Origin of the sequence: Trebonia sp., from assembly GCF_049794275.1 — a bacterium.
Taxonomy (GTDB): domain Bacteria; phylum Actinomycetota; class Actinomycetes; order Streptosporangiales; family Streptosporangiaceae; genus Trebonia.
Genome location: NZ_JBARCR010000552.1, coordinates 1 through 2786 on the forward strand (window position 1 = coordinate 1; position 2786 = coordinate 2786).

Here is a 2786-nt window from a genome sequence, read left to right on the forward strand (position 1 = left end):
GAGTGGGGCCTGTCCCAGCCCGCGCTGCGGGCGCAATCGGAGCGGTCCGCCGACGCGGCGGCGGCGAAGGGCTGGCGATGGGTGGCTGAGATGGAGGAGATCGCCGCGTCGATGGCCGCCGCCGGGCTGCCGCCGGAATTCCACCAGGCCGCCGCCGAGATCTTCGACCGGGCCTCGCACGCCGACGAACCGAGCGCAGGCGTGGCGCCGGGCGCCGGCCTGGACACTGTCCTATCCGCGCTGACCTAGGCGGACCTAGGCCGACCTAGGCGGACCTGGCTACCAGACAGGAAGACGGCCGCCCAGGTAGTCGGCGAGGGCGTCGATGCCGATGCGGTCCTGGGTCATCGTGTCCCGGTCCCGGACGGTGACGGCCTGGTCTTCCAGCGAGTCGAAGTCGACCGTCACGCAGAACGGCGTGCCGATCTCGTCCTGGCGGCGGTACCTGCGGCCGATCGCGCTGGCGTCGTCGAACTCGGTGTTCCAGCGCTTGCGCAGCAGGGCCGCCACGTCGCGGGCCTTCGGCGACAGGTCGGCGTTGCGGGACAGCGGCAGCACCGCGACCTTGACCGGCGCGAGCCGCGGGTCGAGCCGCAGCACGGTGCGCTTCTCCAGCCTGCCCTTGGCGTCCGGGGCCTCGTCCTCGGCGTAGGCGTCCATGAGGAAGGTCAGCATGCCGCGGTCCACGCCGGCCGCGGGCTCGATGACGTACGGGATGAACCGCTCGCCGCTCTCCTGGTCCAGGTATGTCATGTCCACCTTGGACCGCTCCTGGTGGGTGGACAGGTCGAAGTCCGTGCGGTTCGCGATGCCCTCGAGCTCGCCCCACTCCGTGCCGACGAAGTCGAAGCGGTACTCGATGTCCACCGTGCGCTTGGAGTAGTGGCTCAGCTTTTCCTTCGGGTGCTCGTAGAGGCGCAGGTTTTCCTTCTTGATCCCGAGTTCCGTGTACCAGGCGAGCCGGGCCTCGATCCAGTAGTCGTGCCACTCCTCGTCGCTGCCAGGGCGGACGAAGAACTCCATCTCCATCTGCTCGAACTCCCTGGTCCTGAAGATGAAGTTGCCCGGGGTGATCTCGTTACGGAACGACTTGCCGGTCTGGCCGATGCCGAACGGGATCTTGCGCCGCGAGGTGGTGAGCACGTTCTTGTAGTTGATGAAGATGCCCTGCGCGGTCTCCGGCCGCAGGTACGCCAGGCCCGAGGTGTCCTCGACCGCGCCGAGGTAGGTCCGCAGCATGGTGTTGAACTGGCGAGGCTCGTCGAACGCGCCGCGGGTGCCGCAGTTCGGGCAGGTGACGTCCGCCAGGCCGTGCTCCGGAGGGTGGCCGTGCTTCTCCTCGTACCCCTCGAGCAGGTGGTCGGCGCGGTACCGCTTGTGACAGACCTGGCACTCGGTGAGCGGGTCGGTGAAGTTGGTGACGTGCCCGCTGGCCTCCCACACCTCGCGCGCGAGGATCACGCTCGAGTCCAGGCCCACGACGTCCTCGCGCTCCTGCACCATCGACCGCCACCACTGGCGCTTGATGTTGTTCTTCAGCTCCACGCCGAGCGGGCCGTAGTCCCAGGCCGCGCGCAGGCCGCCGTAGATCTCGCTGGACGGGTACACGAAACCGCGTCGCTTGCTGAGGTTGACAATGGCGTCGAGGCGGTCACTGCGTAGGGCCATGTCACCTGAGCTTATGGGGCGGCGCCCCGTCGCGCGAACCGAAATACCGGACCGCCACGGCCGGCGCCCGGTCAGCGTGCCAGCGGGCCGCCGGCCAGGTCACCTTCCGCAGCGGAGCGGACGGCATTCGGCAGGGCGCCGCCGAAACGCCGTTCGCGCGCGGCGTATATCTCGCACGCCTGCCACAGATGGCGCCGGTCGAAATCGGGCCACAACGTGTCAAGGAAAACCAGTTCCGCGTAGGCGGACTGCCAGAGCAGGAAGTTCGACAGCCGCTGCTCCCCCGACGACCGCACGAACAGATCCACATCGGGAATATCCGGTTCGTACAGGTAGCGCGAGAAAAGGCGCTCGTTGATCTTATCCGGGCGGATTTTCCCGGCCGCGACTTCGGCGGCGATCGCGGCGGCGGCGTCCACGATTTCCGAGCGGCTGCCGTAATTAACGCAGAATTGGAGTGTCAGCACCGTATTGTCGTCGCTCAGCTGCTCGGCGTATTCCAGCTCCTTGATCACGCTGCGCCAGAGCTTCGGGCGGCGGCCCGCCCACCGGATGCGGACGCCCGTGTCGTTCAGCAGGTCACGGCGGCGGTGGATCACGTCGCGGTTGAACCCCATCAGGAACCGCACCTCGTCGGGGTGCCGGCGCCAGTTCTCCGTCGAGAACGCGTACGCGGACAGGTAGGGGATGCCGAGCTCGATGGCGCCCATGATCACGTCGAGCAGCGAGGACTCGCCTTCTTTGTGCCCCTCGGTGCGGGGCAGCCCACGCTGCTTGGCCCACCGGCCGTCGCCGTCCATCACCAGGGCGACGTGGCGGGGCACCAGGTCAGCCGGGATGTCCGGCGGACGGACGCCGCTCGGATGCGGGAATGGCGGCTGCACCGGGCGCTGAACCCGGGGACTCTTGCTCAAGCACGCTCCACATGACGCAATGACCTGATCGAGTGCTCCAGGTGCCACTGCAGGTACGCGGCTACCAGGCCACTGCACTCTACCCGGTGCCTGCGCTCGCTCCGCATCGCGCCGTCCCAGTCGCCGCGCAGCAGCGCGAGCATCAGCGCGACGGTCTGCGGGGCCGGCGACGCGGCGCCTGGCGGCCGGCAATCGGCGCACACC

Annotated in this window: 4 protein-coding genes; 1 reads left to right on the plus strand and 3 read right to left on the minus strand. The window is 68.6% G+C overall.

The genetic code is table 11. The features are described 5' to 3' along the window. Positions 1–249, plus strand: a 249-nt coding sequence (locus tag WA805_RS15175; RefSeq protein ID WP_425242638.1) for a DUF1932 domain-containing protein, incomplete at its 5' end; no start/stop codon positions are given. 30 nt (positions 250–279) lie between these two features. On the opposite strand, the gene WA805_RS15180 is transcribed toward WA805_RS15175, so the two are convergent. The 3 genes from WA805_RS15180 to WA805_RS15190 form a co-directional block, all read right to left on the minus strand. After that, positions 280–1668 carry a glycine--tRNA ligase gene (locus WA805_RS15180; protein ID WP_422273677.1) on the minus strand — a complete coding sequence of 463 codons (1389 nt, stop codon included), beginning with the start codon at positions 1666–1668 and terminating at the stop codon, positions 280–282. 71 nt (positions 1669–1739) lie between these two features. After that, positions 1740–2582 (minus strand): isoprenyl transferase, encoded by an 843-nt coding sequence (locus WA805_RS15185; protein ID WP_424564043.1) that lies wholly within the window; start codon positions 2580–2582, stop codon positions 1740–1742. Further along, the coding region (locus tag WA805_RS15190) for a DNA repair protein RecO C-terminal domain-containing protein (protein WP_425242639.1) at positions 2579–2786 on the minus strand (208 nt) is incomplete at its 5' end. The genes WA805_RS15190 and WA805_RS15185, both read right to left, overlap by 4 nt.